Raw genomic sequence first — 16204 nt, forward strand, 5'->3', positions numbered from 1 at the left:
ATGGGTTATTTCAGCGATTCAATGCGCAGCCGCTCGCCGTCGAGCCAGACCTGCACCAGCTCTCGCGGCGTATCCGGGCCCAGGTCCTCGCTGGTGCGGTAGAGGCCGGCGATGGCCAGCAGTTCGGCATCGAGCGCGTGACAGAAGATCCGGGCCGAACTGTCGCCGTTTACGCCGGCCAGGGCGCGGCCGCGCAGTCGGCCATAGACATGGATGTTGCCGGTGGCGATCACCTCGGCGCCCGAACTGACCGAGCCGACGATCACCAGGTCGCCGCGATCGGCGAAGATCAACTGCCCCGAGCGCACTGGCTGGGTGATGAGCTTCGAGGACTGCGGAAGTTCCCTGACCACCTGGACCGCCTCAGGGCGGCTGCCCTGGCGCGACACCCGCTCCAGCGGCACGTCGCGGCCGCCGGGCAGCGAGATCAGCCCGGCCTTGGCCGCAGCCCGCGCCTGGGCGGCGGTGCCGCTTTGCACGCCGAAGACCGAAAGCTTGCGGGCGCGCAGGTCGGCGGTGAACTGCAGCAGCTCGTCGGCGCTGTCCATGCCCTCGGCCTGTTCCAGGTCGATGACCAGCGGGGCATTGTCGAAGAACAGCGGCGTCTGCGCCAGCCGCGCATCCAGCGCGTCGAAGAAGGTCCGATCCGGCCGTCCGGTCAGATGCAGCGCCACCGCTGTGAAGAAGCGGCCGCGGATTTGTAATGGTCTCACGGTCGCGACTCGCTCGGTCGCGCGCTTGCCGGATTGCATTCTCGTCTGCTCGGTTGTGCTCGATTCTGTGCCGCGCTGGATTGCGGCGCTTTGATCCGTCTTCCTAATACGTCGGGGCGGCAGCGTCCATGCGGTTCTGCCGCCGTTCACGATTTCGGCAGAACCGCGCCGGCGACCGGACCGGTTTGGGCGGGAATCCGTCATCTGGCGCCGGGATGCGATATTGGTTACATAAGACGGATTATCCATATCAAGCCGGCTGGATTGCGCGCGGCGGAGTGCAAGGCCAGGCAATGCAGGACCCTACCAGATATTTGGGGATACTTCGCCCTACCCCACTAGATATGGATTGACCAGCCCGCTCAGCCGTGGCTTACTGGCCGGGTCGTGGTTAACCCGGAGCGATCCGGGGGACGAAGAGGGAAGCCGGTGCGAATCCGGCACTGCCCCCGCAGCTGTGAGCGGAGAGCGACGCTGGAGCACCACTGGGCAACCGGGAAGGCCAGCTGAGCCGAGACCTGCGAGTCAGAAGACCTGCCATGACGCGAAAGGACGAAACCGTGCGGCGGGCGCGGGCTGGATCGGTTCGAAGGGCGCTGCCTTCGGCCTCGGCCTGCCTTTGTCGCGACCATGAAGGAGCAGAGGCATGACCATCACCGTTTACTCCAAGCCCGCCTGCGTGCAATGCACCGCCACCACCCGCGCCCTGGATGCGCGCGGCCTGGACTATCACCTGGTCGACCTGACCGAGGACGAGGCGGCGATGGAACTGGTCACCTCGCTGGGCTATCGCCAGGCGCCGGTCGTCATCGCCGACGAGGCGCATTGGGCCGGCTTCCGCCCCGACATGATCGGCCGCCTGTCCTGACCGGGGCCATGGGCGGGCTGGTCTATTTCTCCTCGGCCTCGGGGAATACGGCGCGTTTCGTGGCGCGGCTCGGCCTGCCGGCCGGGCGCATCCCGATTTCGCCCAAGGGCGCGATGCCCGCACCCGCCCTGCCCTATGTGCTGATCTGCCCGACCTATGCCGACGGCGCGGGGCGCGGCGCGGTGCCCAAGCAGGTCATCCGCTTCCTGAACGATCCCGACCGCCGCGCCGGCTTGCGCGGCGTCATCGCCACCGGCAACCGGAATTTCGGGGCGACTTACGCCTTGGCCGGTCGGGTGATTTCCGACAAATGCAACATCCCCGTGCTGTATCGATTCGAGCTGGCGGGGACCGATCTGGACATTGCCCGCATCCGGGCGGGGCTTGAAAAATTCTGGGGGACGGAATGCTTGACGATGGCGTAAAGGCCGAGCTGGACTATCACGCGCTGAACGCGATGCTGAACCTTTACGACGGCGAGGGGAAGATCCGCTTCGACGCCGACCGCAAGGCTGCGCGCCAGTATTTCCTGCAGCATGTCAACCAGAACACCGTCTTCTTCCACAACCTGGACGAGAAGCTGCGCTACCTGGTCGACGAGGGCTATTACGAGCCCGAGGTGCTGGACCAGTATTCCAGGAACTTCCAGCGCGCGATCTGGGATGCCGCCTATGCGCGCAAGTTCCGCTTCCCGACCTTCCTGGGCGCGTTCAAGTATTACACCAGCTACACGCTGAAGACCCGCGACGGCCAACGCTACCTGGAACGCTACGAGGACCGCGTGGTCATGGTCGCCCTGACCCTGGCGCGCGGCGACGAGGCGCTGGCCATGCGCTTCATGGAAGAGATCCTGTCGGGCCGTTTCCAGCCGGCGACGCCGACCTTCCTCAACGCCGGCAAGAAGTCGCGGGGCGAGCTGATCTCGTGCTTCCTGCTGCGGCTCGAGGACAACATGGAATCGATCGGGCGCTCGATCAACTCGGCACTGCAGCTGTCGAAGCGCGGCGGCGGCGTGGCGCTGATGCTGACCAACCTGCGCGAGGCCGGCGCGCCGATCAAGGGTATCGAGAATCAGTCCTCGGGCGTGATCCCGGTGATGAAACTGCTGGAGGACAGCTTCAGCTATGCCAACCAGCTGGGCGCGCGGCAGGGTGCGGGCGCGGTCTATCTGAACGCGCATCACCCCGACATCCTGCGCTTCCTGGACACCAAGCGCGAGAACGCCGACGAGAAGATCCGCATCAAGACGCTGAGCCTGGGCGTGGTCATTCCCGACGTGACCTTCGAACTGGCCAAGCAGAATGCCGACATGTATCTGTTTTCGCCGCATGACGTCGAGCGGGTCTATGGCGTGCCCTTCTCGGAGATCTCGGTCACCGAGAAATATGCCGAGATGGTGGACGACAAGCGCATCAGGAAGAAGAAGATCAACGCCCGCGAATTCTTCCAGACCCTGGCCGAGATCCAGTTCGAGAGCGGCTATCCCTATATCATGTTCGAGGACACGGTGAACCGCGCCAACCCCGTGCATGGCCGCATCAGCATGTCGAACCTGTGCAGCGAAATCCTGCAGGTGAACGAGGCCAGCACCTTCAACGAAGATCTGAGCTATGCCCACCTGGGCACTGATATTTCTTGCAATCTCGGTTCGCTGAACATCGCCGCGACCATGGACGGCCCGGACCTGGGCGCCACCGTCGAGGCGGCGATCCGGGCGCTGACTGCGGTGTCGGAAATGTCGGCCATTGACGCCGTGCCCTCGATCCGGCGCGGCAATGACGAGGCCCATGCCGTGGGCCTCGGGCAGATGAACCTGCACGGCTTCCTGGCGCGCGAGCGCATCCATTACGGCAGCCCCGAGGGGGTCGAGTTCACCTCGGTCTATTTCGCCGCCGTGGCCTATCACGCCATCCGCGCCTCGAACCTGCTGGCGCAGGAAAAGGGCCGGACCTTCAAGGATTTCGACAAGTCGAAATATGCCGACGGCTCGTTCTTCGACAAATATGTCAGCCGCGACTGGCTGCCCACCCTGCCCGACGTCGAGCGGGTGTTCGAGAAGGTCGCCCTGCCCACGCGCGAGGACTGGGCGGCGCTGAAGGCCGCGGTCATGCAGCACGGGCTTTACAACCGCAACCTGCAGGCGGTGCCGCCGACCGGCTCGATCAGCTATATCAACAACTCGACCAGCTCGATCCACCCGATCGTCGCCAAGATCGAGATCCGCAAGGAAGGCAAGATCGGCCGCGTCTATTACCCCGCCGCCTTCATGTCGAACGAGAACATCGAGTTCTATCGCGACGCCTATGAGATCGGCCCCGAGGCGATCATCGACACCTATGCCGCCGCGACCGAGCATGTCGACCAGGGCCTGTCGCTGACGCTGTTCTTCCCGGCCGAGGCGACGACGCGCGACATCAACCGCGCCCAGATCCATGCCTGGAAGAAGGGCATCAAGACGATCTATTACATCCGGCTGCGCCAGACCGCGCTGGAAGGCACCGAGGTGCAGGGCTGCGTGTCCTGCACGCTGTGAGCCGGGGGTTCACACCCCCCGGACCCGCTCCGTTTACCGGGGTTTCACACCCCCGGACCCCCGTGGGATATTTGAACAAGAAAGAAAGGTTCTTCCCGATGAAGGATCATGCCGTGCGGGCGCCCTTGCGCGCGATCAACTGGAACCGGCTGGAAGACGAGAAGGACCTGGAGGTCTGGAACCGGCTGACCGTCAACTTCTGGCTGCCCGAGAAGGTGCCGCTGTCGAATGACGTGCAGAGCTGGGCCACGCTGCGGCCGGCCGAGCGCGAGCTGACCATCCGGGTCTTTACCGGGCTGACGCTGCTCGATACGGTGCAGAATACCATCGGCGCGCCGTCGATGATGCCCGACGCACTGACGCCGCATGAGGAAGCGGTGCTGTCGAACATCAGCTTCATGGAGGCGGTGCATGCGCGGTCCTACAGCTCGATCTTCTCGACGCTGTGCCTGACCAAGGAGGTGGACGAGGCCTTCCGCTGGGCCGAGGAGAACCCGCATCTGCAGGCCAAGGCCCGGACCATCGTCGATAAATATGCGGCCGGGGCCGATCCGCTGAAGCGCAAGATCGCCAGCGTCTTTCTGGAAAGTTTCCTGTTCTATTCCGGCTTCTACCTGCCGATGTATTGGTCGAGCCGCGCCAAGCTGACCAATACCGCCGACCTGATCCGCCTGATCATCCGCGACGAGGCGGTACATGGCTATTACATCGGCTACAAATACCAGCGTGGGCTGGAGAAGCTGAGCGCCGAGAAGCAGCAGGAGCTGAAGGATTTCGCCTTTTCGCTGATCTTCGACCTTTACGAGATCGAGTCGCGCTATACGGCTGAGCTTTACGACGGCATCGGCCTGACCGAGGACGTGAAGGCCTTCCTGCATTATAACGCTAACAAGGCCTTGCAGAACCTGGGCTACGAGGCGCTGTTCCCGCCCGCCGCCTGCGAGGTCAACCCGGCGATCCTGGCCGCGCTGTCGCCCGACAGCGAGAACCACGACTTCTTCAGCGGCTCGGGCTCGTCCTATGTCATCGGCAAGGCGGTCGCGACCGAGGACGAGGACTGGGATTTCTGACGCCTCAGCCCTGGTCGGCGGCCCGGCTGCGGTCCTCGAGCGCCTCGACGATCCGGGCAGTCAGAGATTGCGGTGGCGGCGGCTCCAGGTCGCCCCAGCCGCGCTCCCGCGCCGCATCGAGGCCGAAGGCCGAAGCGCGGGGGATGCGTTCCAGCTCCTGCCAGGTCACCGGGCAGGCCACCGGCGCGCCGGGCCGGGCGCGGATCGAGAAGGGCGCGATGGCGGTGGCGCCGCGTTCGTTCCGCAGCCAGTCGATGAAGATGCGGCCCTTGCGGCCGGCCTTGGCCATGCTGGCGGTGAACCGCTCGGGCTGGCGCTCGGCGGCCAGCACCGCCACACCGCGGGCGAAACGCTTCAGCCGGTCCCAGCCCAGGATGCGGCGCAGCGGCACCACAAGGTGAATGCCCTTGCCGCCGGTCAGCAGCGGCCATGAGGAGAGGCCCAGATCCGCAAGCAGGTCGCGCAGATCCAGCGCCGCGCGGCGCACCGCGGCGAAGTCCAGCCCCTCGTCGGGATCGAGGTCCAGCACCAGCCGGTCGGGCCGCTCCAGCCGGTCGCGACGCGCCGCCCAGAGATGGAACTCGACGCTGCCCATCTGCACAGCGCCGACGATGCCGGCGGCATCGTTGACATAGGCATAGGGTGCCGCGGCGCCGTCGCTTTCGGTGATCTCGACCGTCTTCACCGCCTCGGGGAAGCCCTTGCCGGGATGTTTCTGGAAGAAGCGCTCGCCGGCCATGCCCTCGGGCAGGCGCAGAAGCGACAGCGGGCGGTCGGCCATCTCGCGCAGCATCGGCCCGGCCACCGCCTGGTAATAGCGCGCCAGATCCGCCTTGGTCAGGCGCGGCTTCTCGAAGATCACCCGCGCGCCGCTGCTGAGCGGGATCCCGGCGATCCGGATGGCATCCTGGGACATGCTTCCCTCCTTGCGGGTCAACGCCGCCGGGCCGGACCGGTTCAGCGCTCAGTCATCCAGCCGCGGCAGGAAGCCGCCTTGCTGGGCCAGGATGTGGTCATGGACGCGCTGCCCGGCCGGGGACAGCGCCATGTCCTCGCGCCGGAGCAGGAACCAGCTGCGCTGGATCGGCAGGCCGTTGGCCCTGACCGCCACCAGCCGGCCCGAGCGCAGTTCCTCGGTCACGGTATGCTGCGAGATCAGCGCGATGCCCAGCCCGGCGATCACCGCCTGCTTGATGGTCTCGTTCGTGCCCATCTCGACCATGCGCCAGGGGGTGCCGTCGCCGATGCGGTCCAGGAAGCGCGTCATCAGGATGCGGGTGCCCGAGCCCGGCTCGCGCGCCAGGAAGGTCTCGGCCAGCAGGTCCTGGGGCATGGCCGGGTCGGCCTGGGCCAGCGGATGGTCGGGCGGCGCCACGATGATATGCGGATGCGGGCCGATGGGCTCGGCCTGCACGGCCGGGCTGCGCGGCGGCCGGCCCATGATCGCCAGGTCCAGGGCCCGCGACTGCAGCCACTGGATCACGCTGTCGCGGTTGCCGATGCGCAGCGTCACCTCGACCTCGGGCAGCGCCCGGCGCAGTTCGGCCACCAGCCGCGGCGCGAAATATTTCCCGGTCGAGACCACCCCCAGCGCGACATTGCCGACATGGCCGCTTTGCAGTGCCGCCACCCGGCGGGCGCAGCCCTCCAGCGCCACGGCGATCTGCGCCTCGGCTGCCAGCACCGCCCGGCCTTCCTCGGTGGCCAGGAACACGCCATGCTCGCCGCGCATGACCAGGGGCGCCGCCATCAGATCCTCGAGCGCGCGCAGCTGGCCATGCACCGCCGGCGGACTGAGGCGCAGGTCGGCCGCTGCCGCGGTCAGCGAGCCGTTCTCGACCACGGCGCGCAGGGCGCGCAATTGGCGCAGGGTGATGGCGTCGATGCGGGACATTCGGAAATTCCGAAACATGCTTCTGCATTATTAAATGTTCCTTAAGGCCCGGCCATGTCAACAACGAAGCGGGACATGGGCCAGGGGAGAGGGGACGATGACCGCCGACAGGATCGACAGCGAGCGGATTCCCGAGGGATTGCGCCCGGTGATGCAGGCGCTGGCCGGGGCGGGGGCCGGGCTGGCCCGGCTGATCCGCCGCGGCGGCGATCTGGGCGCGCCGGTCGGCACCAATGCCGATGGCGACGGGCAGAAGGCGCTGGACCTGCTGGCCGATGACCTGTTCCACCATGCGCTGGCCGGGGTCGGGGTGCGCTGGTTCGCGTCCGAGGAGCAGGAGGAGGCGCTGGCGCTGGACCCGCAGGGGGCGCTGGCCCTGGCGCTGGACCCGCTGGACGGCTCGTCGAACATCGACACCAACCTGACCATCGGCACGATCTTCTCGATCTACCCGGCCGAGGCGACGGCCGAGGCCAGCTTCCTGCGCCCGGCCCGCCAGCAGATCGGCGCCGGCTACATCATCTATGGCCCGCGCTGCGCCATGATGGTCAGCTTCGGCGACGGCGTGCAGCATTACGCGCTGGACCCCGACAGCGGCCGCTTCCAGCTGGTGGACGGTCGGCTGGCCATGCCGGACTGTTCGTTCGAATTCGCCATCAACGCCTCGAACTACCGGCATTGGGCGCGTCCGGTCCGGGCCTATATCGACGATTGCCTGGCCGGGATCGATGGCCCGCGCGAGCGGAACTTCAACATGCGCTGGCTCGCCTCGCTGGTGGCCGAGGCGCATCGCATCCTGATGCGCGGCGGCGTGTTCCTGTATCCCGCCGACGCCCGCAAGGGCTATGAGCGCGGCCGGCTGCGGCTGCTCTACGAATGCGCGCCCATCGCCTTCCTGATCGAGCAGGCGGGCGGTCGGGCCACCGACACTTCCGAGCCGATCCTGGACCTGGTCACCACGGCCTTGCACCAGCGCACGCCCTTCGTCTTCGGCTCGGCCGAGAAGGTCGCGCGCATCGCCGCCTATCACGACCTGCCCGAAACCGAGATCTCGGCGCTGTTCGGCAATCGTGGCCTGTTCCGGGCCTGATCTGGAAAACCGGGGGACACCATGAGCAAGAAACATCCGATCATCTCCGTCACCGGCTCGTCGGGGGCCGGCACCACCACGATCAAGAACACCTTCGACCAGATCTTCCGCCGCGAGAGCATCACCGCCGTCAGCATCGAGGGCGATGCCTTCCATCGCTACGACCGCGCCGCGATGAAGGCCGAGCTGGCCCGGCGGACCGAGGCCGGCGACCACACCTTCAGCCATTTCAGCATCGAGGCCAACGAACTGGCCAAGCTGGAACAGGTGTTCCGCAGCTATGGCGAGACCGGCACCGGCATGACCCGGCACTATGTCCACGACGAGCGCGAGGCGGAACGCTACGGCGCCCTGCCCGGCCATTTCACCGAATGGGCCGAATTCGAGCCGGGCTCGGACCTGCTGTTCTACGAGGGGCTGCATGGCGCGGTCAGGACCGACGGCATCGACATTGCCGGCCAGGCCGACCTGAAGATCGGCGTGGTGCCGGTCATCAATCTGGAATGGATCCAGAAGATCCACCGCGACAAGGCCAGCCGCGGCTATTCGACCGAGGCCGTGACCGACGTGATCCTGCGCCGGATGCATGCCTATGTGCATGTGATCTGCCCGCAATTCACCCAGACCGACATCAATTTCCAGCGCGTGCCGGTGGTCGATACCTCGAACCCGTTCATCGCCCGCTGGATCCCGACCCCGGACGAAAGCCTGGTCGTCATCCGCTTCAGGAACCCGCGCGGCATCGACTTCCCCTACCTGACCTCGATGATCCAGGGCTCGTGGATGAGCCGCGCCAATTCAATCGTCATTCCGGGGCCCAGGATGGACCTCGCCATGCAGCTGATCTTCACGCCGATGGTCACGCGCATGGTCAGCGAATCGAAACGCGCCTGAACAGGAGGAGAGGATGAACCAGCTGGCAAGGATCGACACCGGCATGGAGGCGCAGATGGCCAATGCCATCCGCGCGCTGGCGATGGACGCGGTCGAGGCGGCGAAATCCGGCCATCCCGGCGCGCCCATGGGCATGGCCGACGTGGCGACGGTGCTGTTCAACCGCTTCATCAGCATCGACCCGGCGGATGCCGCCTGGCCCGACCGCGACCGTTTCGTGATGTCGGCCGGTCATGGGTCGATGCTGGTCTATGCCATCAACCACATGCTGGGCTATGACGACATGGACATGGACCAGCTGCGCAATTTCCGCCAGCTGGGCGCCCGCACTGCCGGCCATCCCGAATACGGCCATGCCAAGGGCGTCGAGACCACCACGGGCCCGCTGGGCCAGGGGCTGGCCACCGCCGTCGGCATGGCGCTGGCCGAGCGGATGATGAACGCCCGCTTCGGCGACGGGCTGGTCGATCACTGGACCTATGTCATCTGCGGCGACGGCTGCCTGATGGAGGGCATCAGCCACGAGGCCATCGACTTCGCCGGCCACCAGCGGCTGGGCCGGCTGATCGTCATGTGGGACGACAACGGCATCACCATCGACGGCCATACCGACCTTTCGACCTCGATCGACCAGCCGGCACGCCTTGCCGCCGCCGGCTGGCATGTGCAGGCGGTGGACGGCCATGACCGCGAGGCGGTGGCCGCCGCCATCGCCGCCGCGCGCGCCGACGAGCGGCCGTCGCTGATCGCCTGCAGGACGGTGATCGGCTATGGCGCTCCGAACAAGCAGGGCAGCCATGACGTGCATGGCGCGCCGCTGGGCGCCGAGGAAATCGCCGCCGCCCGCGCGCATCTGGGCTGGCCGCACGACCCTTTCGACATCCCGCAAGACATCCTGGACTCCTGGCGCGCGGTCTCGGCGCGAGGAGCGGCGGCGCGGTCGGCCTGGCAGGAACGGCTTGATCTGTCCCCTCTCAAGCCGGCTTTCTCGGCCATGCTGGCCGCGCCCGATGCCGTGGCGCTACGCCATGCCATCCGCGACCATGTCGCGAAACTGGCCGTGGACCGGCCGAAGGTGGCGACCCGCAAGGCGTCGGAAATGGCGCTGGAGGTGGTGAACGCCACGCTGCCGAACACGCTGGGCGGCTCGGCCGACCTGACCGGCTCGAACAACACCCGCAGCAAGGGCATGGCGGCGGTGACGCCCGCCGACCGCGGCGGCCGCTATGTGCATTACGGCATCCGCGAACACGGCATGGCGGCGATCATGAACGGCATCGCCCTGCATGGCGGCTTCCTGCCCTACGGCGGCACCTTCCTGGCCTTTTCCGACTATTCCCGCCCCGCCATCCGGCTGGGCGCGCTGATGGGGGTGCCGGTCGTGCATGTCATGACCCATGACAGCATCGGGCTGGGCGAGGACGGCCCGACCCACCAGCCGGTCGAGCATGTCGCGGCGCTGCGGGCAATCCCGAACCTGCTGGTGTTCCGCCCCGCCGATGCGGTCGAGACCGCCGAGGCCTGGGAGATCGCGCTGACCGCGCCGACCACGCCCTCGGTCCTGTGTCTGTCGCGCCAGAACCTGCCCGCCCTGCGGCTGGAAGCCGGCGACGAGAACCTGACCCGCCAGGGCGCCTATGTCCTGCGCCAGACCGGGGGCGCGCGCGACGTGACGCTGATCGCCACCGGCTCCGAGGTCGAGATCGCGCTGGATGCGGCGGACCTGCTGGCCGCGCAGGGCGTGCGCGCCGCCGTCGTCTCGGCCCCTTGCTTCGAGCTGTTCGCCGAGCGCCCGCAGGCCGAGCGCGAAAGCGTGCTGGGCCGCGCCCCGCGCATCGGCATCGAGGCGCTGATCCGGCAGGGCTGGGACGGGCTGATCCTGCGGCCCGGCGACGGCTTCATCGGCATGGCGGGCTTTGGCGCCTCGGCCCCTGCCCCCGCGCTCTACCGGCATTTCGGCATCACCGCCGAACGCGCCGCCGACCTTGCCAACCAGCTTATCCAGGGAGGAAAGTGATGGCCCTCATCACGCTGCGACAGCTTCTGGACCACGCCGCCGAGCATGGCTATGGCGTGCCCGCCTTCAACATCAACAACATGGAACAGGGCCTCGCCATCCTGAAGGCGGCGGCCGAGGTCGATGCGCCGGTGATCCTGCAGGCCAGCCGCGGCGCCCGCTCCTATGCCGGCGACATCATGCTGCGCCGCATGGTCGAGGCCTTGGCCGAGATGAATCCGGGGATCCCGATCTGCCTGCACCAGGACCATGGCAACAACCTGGCGACCTGCATGTCGGCGATCCGCCACGGCTTCACCAGCGTGATGATGGACGGTTCTCTGCTCGAGGACATGAAGACGCCCGCCGATTACGACTACAATGTCGCGGTGACCGCCAAGGTATCCGAGGCCGCCCATGCCGTCGGCGCCTCGGTCGAGGGCGAGCTGGGCGTGCTGGGCTCGCTGGAAACCGGCGAGGCGGCGGCCGAGGACGGCTCGGGCGCCGAGGGCAAGCTGGATCACAGCCAGCTTCTGACCGACCCCGACCAGGCGGTGGATTTCGTCGCCCGCACCCGCTGCGACGCGCTGGCCATCGCCTGCGGCACCAGCCATGGTGCCTACAAGTTCAGCCGCAAGCCCGATGGCGATATCCTGGCGATGTCGGTGATCGAGGCGATCCACGAGCGCCTGCCCGGCACGCATCTGGTCATGCACGGCTCCAGTTCGGTGCCGCAATACCTGCAAGATCTCATCAACGAGGCGGGCGGCGAGATGCCGCAGACCTACGGCGTCCCGGTCGAGGAGATCGAGCGCGGCATCCGCCACGGCGTGCGCAAGGTCAACATCGACACCGATTGCCGCATGGCGATGACCGGGCAGTTCCGCAAGGTCGCCCGCGAGCGCCCCGAGGAATTCGACCCGCGGAAATTCCTGATCCCGGCGATGCAGGAACTGACCGCGCTCTGCCGCGACCGTTTCGAGCGTTTCGGCACCGCCGGCCATGCCGGCAAGATCAGGGTCATCCCGATGGACGAGATGGCCAAACGCTATGCGTCGGGGGCGCTGGACCCGGCGATCACCGGCGCGAAAGCCGCCTGAGAGGAGGAAGCCTGATGAACGAGCTGAGCAAGTCCGAGATCACCGACAAGAAGAAGCGCTATGCCGCCGGCGTGCTGAAATACGCCCAGATGGGCTATTGGGATGGCGACTACCAGCCCAAGGATACCGACATCCTGGCGCTGTTCCGCATCACCCCGCAGGACGGTGTGGACCCCGTCGAGGCGGCGGCGGCGGTAGCCGGCGAAAGCTCGACCGCGACCTGGACCGTGGTCTGGACCGACCGGCTGACCGCCTGCGACCAGTATCGCGCCAAGGCCTACAAGGTCGAGCCGGTGCCGGGCCAGCCGGGACAGTATTTCTGCTATGTCGCCTATGACCTGATCCTGTTCGAGGAAGGCTCGATCGCCAATGTTACCGCCTCGATCATCGGCAACGTGTTCAGCTTCAAGCCGCTGCTGGCCGCCCGGCTGGAGGACATGCGCTTTCCGGTCGCCTACATGAAGACCTTTGGCGGCCCGCCCACCGGCATCGTGGTCGAGCGCGAGCGGCTGGACAAGTTCGGCCGCCCGCTTCTGGGCGCCACCACCAAGCCCAAGCTGGGCCTTAGCGGCAAGAACTACGGCCGCGTGGTCTACGAGGGGCTGAAGGGCGGGCTCGACTTCATGAAGGACGACGAGAACATCAACTCACAGCCCTTCATGCATTGGCGCGACCGTTTCCTCTACTGCATGGAGGCGGTCAACAAGGCCACCGCCGCCACCGGCGAGGTCAAGGGCCATTACCTCAACATCACCGCCGGCACGATGGAGGAGATGTATCGCCGCGCCGAACTGGCCAAGGAGCTGGGTTCGGTCATTGTCATGGTGGACCTGATCGTCGGCTGGACCGCGATCCAGTCGATTTCGAACTGGTGCCGCCAGAACGACATGATCCTGCACATGCACCGCGCCGGCCACGGCACCTATACCCGGCAGAAGAATCACGGCATCAGCTTCCGCGTCATCGCCAAATGGCTGCGCATGGCGGGCGTCGATCACCTGCATTGCGGCACCGCGGTCGGCAAGCTGGAAGGCGATCCGCTGACCGTGCAGGGCTATTACAACGTCTGCCGCGAGATGGTGAACGAAGTGGACCTGCCGCGCGGCATCTTCTTCGAGCAGGACTGGGGCAACCTGAAGAAGGTGATGCCCGTCGCCTCGGGCGGCATCCATGCCGGGCAGATGCACCAGCTGCTGGACCTGTTCGGCGACGACGTGGTCCTGCAATTCGGCGGCGGCACCATCGGCCACCCGATGGGCATCCAGGCCGGCGCCACCGCGAACCGCGTGGCGCTGGAGGCCATGGTCCTGGCCCGCAACGAGGGCGTGGACATCGCAACCGAAGGCCCGGAAGTCCTGCGCCGCGCCGCCAAATGGTGCAAGCCGCTGGAGGCGGCGCTGGATACCTGGGGCAACATCACCTTCAACTATACCTCGACCGACACCTCGGACTTCGTTCCGACCGCGTCCGTCAGCTAAGGGAGGATCACATGCGTATCACTCAGGGCTGTTTTTCCTTTCTGCCCGACCTCACGGACGAGCAGATCCGCGACCAGGTCGAATATATCCTGTCGAAGGACTGGGCGGTCGGGATCGAGTTCACCGACGAGCCGCATCCCCGCAACACCTATTGGGAGATGTGGGGCAATCCGATGTTCGACCTCCGGGACGCCAAGGGCGTGATGATGGAGCTGGACGACTGCCGCAAGGCGCATGGCGACAGCTATATCCGCATCAACGCCTTCGACAGCACCCGGGGATGGGAGACGGTGATGATGTCCTTCATCGTCAACCGGCCCAAGTCGGAGCCGAGCTTCCGGACCTGGCGGATGGAGGCCGACGGCCGGCATATCCGCTATACGCATGAGCTCATCGGCTGATGGCACGGCCGCGACCGGGGGCTGTCTGCCCCCGGACCCCCGAGAGTATTTGGAAAACGGAGAAAGCCCGATGGATGGCGATGTGAGCGAGAAAACCGCCACGGTCGATCTGAAGGCCGAGTATGAATCCTCGGGCGTGCGCGAGATCCTGGACGAGCTGGACCGCGAACTGATCGGGCTGGCGCCGGTCAAGCAGAGGATCCGCGAGACCGCGGCGCTGCTGCTGGTGGACCGGGCGCGGCGCGAGCTGGGGCTGGCCTACGAGGTGCCGACCCTGCACATGAGCTTCACCGGCAATCCCGGCACCGGCAAGACGACGGTAGCCTTGAAGATGGCCGGGTTGCTGCACCGGCTGGGCTATGTGCGCAAGGGCCATCTGGTCAGCGTCACCCGCGACGACCTGGTCGGGCAATATATCGGCCATACCGCTCCCAAGACCAAGGAGGTGCTGAAGAAGGCCATGGGGGGCGTGCTGTTCATCGACGAGGCCTATTACCTCTACAAGCCCGACAACGAGCGCGACTATGGCCAGGAGGCCATCGAGATCCTGCTGCAGGTGATGGAGAACAACCGCGACGACCTGGTGGTGATCATGGCCGGCTATGCCGACCGGATGGACCGCTTTTTCTCGGCCAATCCGGGTTTCCGGTCGCGCATCGCCCATCACATCGAGTTTCCCGACTATACCGACGCGGAACTGGCGCGGATCTCGGCCTCGATGCTCGAGGGCCAGGGCTATGCCTTCGACGCCTCGGGTCGCGAGGCGATGGCGGACTATATCCGCCTGCGCCGCGAGCAGCCGCATTTCGCCAATGCGCGCTCGATCCGCAACGCCCTGGACCGGGCCCGGCTGCGGCAGGCGAACCGGCTGTTTTCCGGCGACGCCCCGGTCGATGCGCAGGCGCTTTCCACCATCACCGGCGCCGATCTGCGGGCGAGCCGGGTGTTCTCGGGCGGGCTGGACGTCGACGGCCTGCGCGGCTGAGGCGCTGGAGGCCCGCGCCGGAACCCGCTATGCCTGTCGGGCAGCGATGCGAGGGGGGCGCGGGTGGAACAGGTGGAATGCGTCGTCGCCGGGGCCGGGGTGGTCGGCCTGGCCATCGCCCGCGCCCTGGCGCTGCGCGGCATCGAGGTGCTGATCCTGGAAGCCGAGGCGGCCTTCGGCACCGCAACCTCGTCGCGCAATTCCGAGGTCATCCATGCCGGCATCCATTACCCGCCCGGCAGTCTGAAGGCCCGGCTGTGCCTGCGCGGCCGCGACCTGCTTTATGCCTATTGCGCGGAACATGCCGTGCCGCATCGGCGCTGCGGCAAGCTGATCGTCGCTACCACCCCCGACCAGCAGGCGATGCTGGAGACGATCCGCGACCGCGCCATGGCCGCCGGTGCCGGCGCGCTGCAGCTGATCCCGGGACGCGAGGCGATGGCGATGGAGCCGGCGCTGTCCTGCCATGCGGCGCTGCATTCGCCGCTGACCGGCATCGTCGACAGCCATGCGCTGATGCTGTCGCTGCTGGGCGAGGCCGAGGCGCATGGCGCGGTGCTGAGCCCGAACAGCCCGGTCGCTGCGGTCGAGGCCGGGACCGGCCGCTTCGTGGTCGAGAGCCGCGATGCGGCCAGTGGCGCGCGCTACCGGCTGGGGGCGCGGCTGTTCGTGAATGCCGCGGGGCTGGCCGCATCGGAGGTGGCACGGGCCATCCGGGGCCTGGATCCGGCATCGGTGCCGCAGACGCGCTACGCGCGCGGCAGCTATTTCGGCCTGCCGGGCCGGGCGGCCTTCTCGCACCTGATCTATCCGGTTCCCGAACCCGGCGGGCTGGGCGTCCACCTGACGCTGGACCTGGCCGGGGCGATGCGCTTCGGGCCGGATGTCGAGTGGATCCCGGACATCGACTATCGGGTCAGCGCGGCCCGGCGCGCGCATTTCGAGGCCGAGATCCGCAAATACTGGCCCGCCCTGCCCCGCGACGCCCTGGCCGCCACCTATTGCGGCATCCGGCCCAAGCTGTCGGGGCCGGGCGAGCCGCCGGCGGATTTCCGCATCGACGGCCCTGCCTTTCACGGCATTCCGGGGCTGGTCAACCTGTTCGGCATCGAGAGCCCCGGCCTGACCGCCGCGCTGGCGATCGCCGAGCATGTCGCGGCGCTTTGCACCGCCCCGGCCTGA

Annotated in this window: 15 protein-coding genes and 1 riboswitch; of the genes, 12 read left to right on the top strand and 3 right to left on the bottom strand. The window is 67.1% G+C overall.

All coding sequences use genetic code 11. The features are described from left to right. Nucleotides 1-5: 5 nt before the first annotated feature. The gene (minC, locus tag I9P22_RS02125; protein ID WP_199257756.1) at nucleotides 6-752 is read right to left on the bottom strand and encodes a septum site-determining protein MinC; all 747 of its coding nucleotides are present in this window, start codon (nucleotides 750-752) and stop codon (nucleotides 6-8) included. Nucleotides 753-1084: 332 nt separating this feature from the next. Further along, nucleotides 1085-1269, top strand: a riboswitch (cobalamin riboswitch). A gap of 90 nt (nucleotides 1270-1359) precedes the next feature. Here minC and nrdH point away from each other — a divergent pair. From nrdH to nrdF, 4 genes are all read left to right on the top strand, one after another. Then, nucleotides 1360-1581 (top strand): glutaredoxin-like protein NrdH, encoded by a 222-nt coding sequence (gene nrdH, locus I9P22_RS02130; RefSeq protein ID WP_199257757.1) that lies wholly within the window; start codon nucleotides 1360-1362, stop codon nucleotides 1579-1581. Between the two features lie 8 nt (nucleotides 1582-1589). Then, entirely contained in the window at nucleotides 1590-2006 is a 417-nt protein-coding gene (gene nrdI / locus I9P22_RS02135; RefSeq protein WP_199257758.1) for a class Ib ribonucleoside-diphosphate reductase assembly flavoprotein NrdI, read from the top strand. After that, nucleotides 1988-4114: a class 1b ribonucleoside-diphosphate reductase subunit alpha gene (gene nrdE / locus I9P22_RS02140; protein WP_199257759.1), complete on the top strand. Its 2127-nt coding sequence runs from the start codon at nucleotides 1988-1990 to the stop codon at nucleotides 4112-4114. Before nrdI ends, nrdE begins: the two co-directional genes overlap by 19 nt. 98 nt (nucleotides 4115-4212) lie before the next feature. After that, nucleotides 4213-5184: a class 1b ribonucleoside-diphosphate reductase subunit beta gene (nrdF, locus tag I9P22_RS02145; RefSeq protein ID WP_199257760.1), complete on the top strand. Its 972-nt coding sequence runs from the start codon at nucleotides 4213-4215 to the stop codon at nucleotides 5182-5184. A gap of 4 nt (nucleotides 5185-5188) precedes the next feature. Here the strand turns inward: nrdF and ligD are convergent, their stop codons facing one another. Together ligD and cbbR are read right to left on the bottom strand one after the other, a co-directional pair. Further along, entirely contained in the window at nucleotides 5189-6100 is a 912-nt protein-coding gene (gene ligD, locus I9P22_RS02150) for a non-homologous end-joining DNA ligase (protein ID WP_199257761.1), read from the bottom strand. A 48-nt stretch (nucleotides 6101-6148) separates the two neighbouring features. Beyond that, nucleotides 6149-7078 carry a LysR family regulator CbbR gene (gene cbbR, locus I9P22_RS02155; protein WP_199257762.1) on the bottom strand — a complete coding sequence of 310 codons (930 nt, stop codon included), beginning with the start codon at nucleotides 7076-7078 and terminating at the stop codon, nucleotides 6149-6151. Nucleotides 7079-7175: 97 nt separating this feature from the next. Between cbbR and I9P22_RS02160 the strand changes: the two genes are divergently transcribed. The 8 genes from I9P22_RS02160 (at nucleotide 7176) to I9P22_RS02195 (ending at nucleotide 16204) form a co-directional block, all read left to right on the top strand. Beyond that, nucleotides 7176-8168 carry a class 1 fructose-bisphosphatase gene (locus I9P22_RS02160; protein ID WP_199257763.1) on the top strand — a complete coding sequence of 331 codons (993 nt, stop codon included), beginning with the start codon at nucleotides 7176-7178 and terminating at the stop codon, nucleotides 8166-8168. A gap of 21 nt (nucleotides 8169-8189) precedes the next feature. Continuing rightward, nucleotides 8190-9062, top strand: a complete 873-nt coding sequence (locus tag I9P22_RS02165) for a phosphoribulokinase (protein ID WP_199257764.1) — start codon at nucleotides 8190-8192, stop codon at nucleotides 9060-9062. 13 nt (nucleotides 9063-9075) lie between these two features. After that, nucleotides 9076-11079, top strand: a complete 2004-nt coding sequence (gene tkt / locus I9P22_RS02170; RefSeq protein WP_199257765.1) for a transketolase — start codon at nucleotides 9076-9078, stop codon at nucleotides 11077-11079. Beyond that, nucleotides 11079-12158 carry a class II fructose-bisphosphate aldolase gene (gene fba, locus I9P22_RS02175; RefSeq protein WP_199257766.1) on the top strand — a complete coding sequence of 360 codons (1080 nt, stop codon included), beginning with the start codon at nucleotides 11079-11081 and terminating at the stop codon, nucleotides 12156-12158. Before tkt ends, fba begins: the two co-directional genes overlap by 1 nt. Before the next feature lie 14 nt (nucleotides 12159-12172). Then, nucleotides 12173-13636: a form I ribulose bisphosphate carboxylase large subunit gene (locus I9P22_RS02180; protein ID WP_199257767.1), complete on the top strand. Its 1464-nt coding sequence runs from the start codon at nucleotides 12173-12175 to the stop codon at nucleotides 13634-13636. An 11-nt stretch (nucleotides 13637-13647) separates the two neighbouring features. After that, nucleotides 13648-14037, top strand: coding sequence for a ribulose bisphosphate carboxylase small subunit (locus I9P22_RS02185; RefSeq protein ID WP_199257768.1), 390 nt, complete (start codon nucleotides 13648-13650; stop codon nucleotides 14035-14037). Nucleotides 14038-14107: 70 nt separating this feature from the next. Further along, entirely contained in the window at nucleotides 14108-15022 is a 915-nt protein-coding gene (cbbX, locus tag I9P22_RS02190) for a CbbX protein (protein WP_199257769.1), read from the top strand. Between the two features lie 63 nt (nucleotides 15023-15085). Further along, complete coding sequence (locus I9P22_RS02195; RefSeq protein WP_199257770.1) at nucleotides 15086-16204, top strand: NAD(P)/FAD-dependent oxidoreductase; 1119 nt, start codon at nucleotides 15086-15088, stop codon at nucleotides 16202-16204.

The organism is Paracoccus binzhouensis (genome assembly GCF_016446475.1).
Lineage (GTDB): Bacteria > Pseudomonadota > Alphaproteobacteria > Rhodobacterales > Rhodobacteraceae > Paracoccus > Paracoccus binzhouensis.

Coding starts and splice junctions, on each gene's coding strand:
- minC (WP_199257756.1), bottom strand. CDS start 752: ATGCAATCCGGCAAGCGCGCGACCGAGCGAGTCGCGACCGTGAGACCA.
- I9P22_RS02180 (WP_199257767.1), top strand. CDS start 12,173: ATGAACGAGCTGAGCAAGTCCGAGATCACCGACAAGAAGAAGCGCTAT.
- I9P22_RS02185 (WP_199257768.1), top strand. CDS start 13,648: ATGCGTATCACTCAGGGCTGTTTTTCCTTTCTGCCCGACCTCACGGAC.
- cbbR (WP_199257762.1), bottom strand. CDS start 7,078: ATGTCCCGCATCGACGCCATCACCCTGCGCCAATTGCGCGCCCTGCGC.
- I9P22_RS02165 (WP_199257764.1), top strand. CDS start 8,190: ATGAGCAAGAAACATCCGATCATCTCCGTCACCGGCTCGTCGGGGGCC.
- tkt (WP_199257765.1), top strand. CDS start 9,076: ATGAACCAGCTGGCAAGGATCGACACCGGCATGGAGGCGCAGATGGCC.
- nrdE (WP_199257759.1), top strand. CDS start 1,988: ATGCTTGACGATGGCGTAAAGGCCGAGCTGGACTATCACGCGCTGAAC.
- nrdH (WP_199257757.1), top strand. CDS start 1,360: ATGACCATCACCGTTTACTCCAAGCCCGCCTGCGTGCAATGCACCGCC.
- I9P22_RS02160 (WP_199257763.1), top strand. CDS start 7,176: ATGACCGCCGACAGGATCGACAGCGAGCGGATTCCCGAGGGATTGCGC.
- ligD (WP_199257761.1), bottom strand. CDS start 6,100: ATGTCCCAGGATGCCATCCGGATCGCCGGGATCCCGCTCAGCAGCGGC.
- nrdI (WP_199257758.1), top strand. CDS start 1,590: ATGGGCGGGCTGGTCTATTTCTCCTCGGCCTCGGGGAATACGGCGCGT.
- nrdF (WP_199257760.1), top strand. CDS start 4,213: ATGAAGGATCATGCCGTGCGGGCGCCCTTGCGCGCGATCAACTGGAAC.
- cbbX (WP_199257769.1), top strand. CDS start 14,108: ATGGATGGCGATGTGAGCGAGAAAACCGCCACGGTCGATCTGAAGGCC.
- fba (WP_199257766.1), top strand. CDS start 11,079: ATGGCCCTCATCACGCTGCGACAGCTTCTGGACCACGCCGCCGAGCAT.